The organism is Mesorhizobium sp. M4B.F.Ca.ET.017.02.2.1, assembly GCF_003998955.1.
GTDB classification, from domain to species: Bacteria; Pseudomonadota; Alphaproteobacteria; order Rhizobiales; family Rhizobiaceae; genus Mesorhizobium; species Mesorhizobium abyssinicae.
In genome coordinates, this window is record NZ_RZOF01000476.1 from 1 (window position 1) to 3,645 (window position 3,645).

Annotated in this window: 2 protein-coding genes; both read left to right on the plus strand. The window is 63.4% G+C overall.

Features of this window, described 5'->3' with window-relative positions; all coding sequences use genetic code 11:
* Positions 1–2,379 (plus strand): LPS-assembly protein LptD (locus EN738_RS32255; RefSeq protein WP_245494838.1); only part of this gene is annotated, 2,379 nt, incomplete at its 5' end.
* 185 nt (positions 2,380–2,564) lie between these two features.
* Positions 2,565–3,488, plus strand: coding sequence for a peptidylprolyl isomerase (locus tag EN738_RS32260; protein WP_127287107.1), 924 nt, complete (start codon positions 2,565–2,567; stop codon positions 3,486–3,488).
* Positions 3,489–3,645 lie beyond the last annotated feature (157 nt).

The following is a 3,645-nucleotide window of genomic DNA, read 5'->3' on the forward strand; positions in this document are numbered from 1 at the left end:
GCCGGTTTGGCACGCCTCTATGGGGCGACCGCCTTGGCATGTCTGTTCGCCTGCGCGGTGCCGACGGTACCGGCGCTGGCGCAGGACATTACGGCGAATCCCGTTCCGTCCGGCACGCAGATGCTGCTTGCCGCAGATACGCTCGTCTACAACAACGACAACAACACGGTGACCGCCGTCGGCGGCGTGCAGATCGACTACGGCGGCAACAAGCTGGTCGCCCAGCGCGTCGAGTACAACCGCAACACCAAGCGCCTTGTCGCGAGCGGTGCGGTCGAGCTGATCAACAGCGACGGCACCAAGATCAATTCGGACCATATCGACATCACCGACGACTTCGCCGACGGCTTCGTCAACGCGCTGCGTGTCGAGACCGTCAACAAGGCCTATTTCGCCTCCGAGAGCGCCGAGCGCATGGGCGGCGTTCTGACCACCTTCCACAACGGCGTCTACACGGCCTGCGAACCCTGCGAGGACAAGCCGGACAGCGCGCCGACATGGCGCGTCAAGGCGCGCAAGATCATCTGGAACGGCGAGAAGAAGACGGTCCGCTTCGAGAATGCAAATTTCGAGTTCTTCGGCTTCCCGCTCGCTTATCTGCCGGCTTTCGAGATCGCCGACCCGACGGTGAAGCGCAAGAGCGGCTTCCTGATCCCCGGTATCGTCTACAAGAGCGACCTCGGCGTCGGCGTCAAGATCCCCTATTACTTCGCCCTGTCGCCGACCTATGACCTCACCGTCACCGGCACCGGCTACACCAAGCAAGGCTTCCTCGGCGAAGCCGAATGGCGCCAGCGCTTCAACAATGGCGAATACAGCCTGAAGATCGCCGGCATCCATCAGCAGGATCCCGACGCCTTCATCGACAACGGCGTGCGCAATGTCGATTCGGGCGCGGCGGGCGATCCGAGCAAGTTCCGCGGCATGATGGGCACCAAGGGCCAGTTCGCCATCAACGACCGCTGGAACTTCGGCTGGGACGTGCTGCTGCAGACCGACAAGAACTTCTCGCGCACCTATGCCATCGACGGCTACAGCGACACCGTCCACCAGTCGTCGATCTACCTGACCGGCCTCAACGACCGCAACTATTTCGATGTCCGCGCCATGCGGTTCGAGGTCCAGGAAAACACGCTCTCCAGCGACGCGACGGCGCGCGCCGGTGAACAGCCCTGGGTGCTGCCGTCGCTCGACTACGCCTACATCCCCGATATGGCCGTGGCCGGCGGGCAATTGTCGCTCAACGTCAATGCGCGCGTTATCAGCCGCGACCGGCTCGACGTGGCGCTGGCGGATCCTCTCGATGACACCTCGATCAACAATGTGCGCGGCATCGAAGGCCAGTCCAGCCGGCTGACAACCGAGGCTGAGTGGAAGCGTACCTTCACCACCGATGGCGGCCTGCAACTGACGCCGCTGCTGGCGCTGCGTGGCGACGCCGGCTATGTCAACGCCAATACCGCCTCGCTGAACGCGATCAACCAGATGGCGACCAATCTGGGCGAACAGGACGACATGCGCACCTCGCTGGCCCGCTACATGGCGACGCTAGGCCTCGAAATGCGGTGGCCGGTGCTGTTCTCGATGGCGAGTTCCAGCCATATCGTCGAGCCGATGGCGCAGGTATTCGTGCGTCCGAACGAGCAGTATGTCGGCGGCCTCGCTGTTCCCAACGAGGATGCGCAGAGCTTCGTCTTCGATGCCACGACGCTGTTCGAGCGCGACAAGTTCTCCGGCTACGACCGCATGGAAGGCGGCACGCGCGCCAATGTCGGCTTCCGCTATTCCGGCGCCTATGAGGGTGGCTGGAGCACCAACGCCATCTTCGGCCAATCCTACCAGCTGGCCGGCCAGAATTCGTACACCGCGCCCGACCTGGTCAATGTCGGCGCCTATTCGGGCCTCGACAAACCGACTTCGGACTATGTCGGGCTGATCGGCTTCAACAGCCCGAGCGGCTTCTCCGGCTCGCTCAGCGGCCGCTTCGACGAGCAGACCTTCGACGTCAGGCGCGCCGAGGTGAAGGCCGCCTATTCCGGCCTGCCGGTTTCGCTCACTGCCAAATATGCCTTCATCCAGGCGCAGCCACTCTACGGCTTCGAAACCGATCGCCACGAGGTCACGCTCGGCGCTTCGACCCACCTTGCCGAGAACTGGCGCGTCTTCGGCACCGGCACCTACGACATCAAGCAGAGCGTTCTGGTCAAGGACGGCGTCGGCTTTGCCTATAATGATTCCTGCTTCACCTATTTGATGACGTTCTCGGAATCGCGCGACCTTGTGACCAAGGAAGTGTCGCAGAATGTCGGCTTCAACCTGTCGTTCCGCACGCTTGGCGATTTCGGGTCGTCGACCAGCGCCATCGACACCATCCAGTGACGGCTGGCTGACGACATGGTTTCGCCGCATAGGGCTGGCAGGGGTTTCGGTCACATTGCGCATGACCCCGAAACCGGAAGACATTTGCCGAAGGATCATGCGCCAGATCAATTGCCATAGCGTCTGCCGCGGGTCCGAGGGGACGCTCGGCGCTGTAGAAGCGGGACAGAATTGGGATACGTGAGATGAGGAAATACCTGTTTTCAGCAGGCTTCGCGCTGCTGGTGGCGGCGACCTCGGTTTCGATCACGGCGATGACGCCGCCTGCCTTCGCCAGCACGATCAAATATGTCGTCAACAACGTACCGATCACCACCGGCGACATCGCGCACCGGGCCGCATTCCTGAAACTGCAGCGCAAGAAGGGCGATGCTGGGCAGGAAATGATCGACCAGACGCTGCGCATGGCCGAGGCCCGGCGGCTCGGCATCCGCATCACCGATGCCCAGGTCGATGCGGCGTATCAGCGCTTTGCCACCAACAACAAGATGCAGCTCAAGCAGCTCGACGGCATCATGGCGCAGTCCGGCGTCACCAAGGAGCACTTCAAGGACTTCATCCGCGCCCAGATGGCCTGGAACCAGGCGTTGGGTGCCCGCTATCGTTCCGGCGAGGGCGGCGCGGTGACAGAGCAGGACGCGGTGCGGCGCATGCTGGACAAGGGCGGCGCCAAGCCGACCGCCATGGAATACATGCTGCAGCAGGTGATCTTCGTGGTGCCGGCCTCCGAGCGCAGCGCGACACTGGCCAAGCGCAAGCGCGAGGCCGATGCCATGCGCGCGCGCTTCAACGGCTGCGACAGCACGCGCCAGTTCGCCAAGGGGCTGCTCGACGTCACCGTGCGCGATCTCGGCCGGGTCCTGGCGCCTCAGCTGCCGGCTGACTGGGCCGACCAAATCAAGGCGACCAAGGTCGGCGGCGCCACCGCCACCCGCGAGACCGAGCGCGGCATCGAATTCATCGGCATCTGCTCGTCGCGCGAAGTGTCCGACGACAAGGCGGCGCAGATGGTGTTCCAGAGCGAGGGCGGCAACGACAAGGACGCCGACGAGCTCTCGAAGAAATATGTCGACGAGCTGCGGAAGAAGGCCAAAATCGTCGAGCGCTAGATTGGCAGGGTTTTGGGCGTGAGTGAACGAGACGACAGAGCCACCTCCTGTCCATACCCGGGCAGATCGCCCCGCAAGACGGCCTAGACATGCGCAAGACCGATGCCCCGCTGGCAGTGAGCGTCGGCGATCCATCCGGCGTCGGCCCGGAGATCGC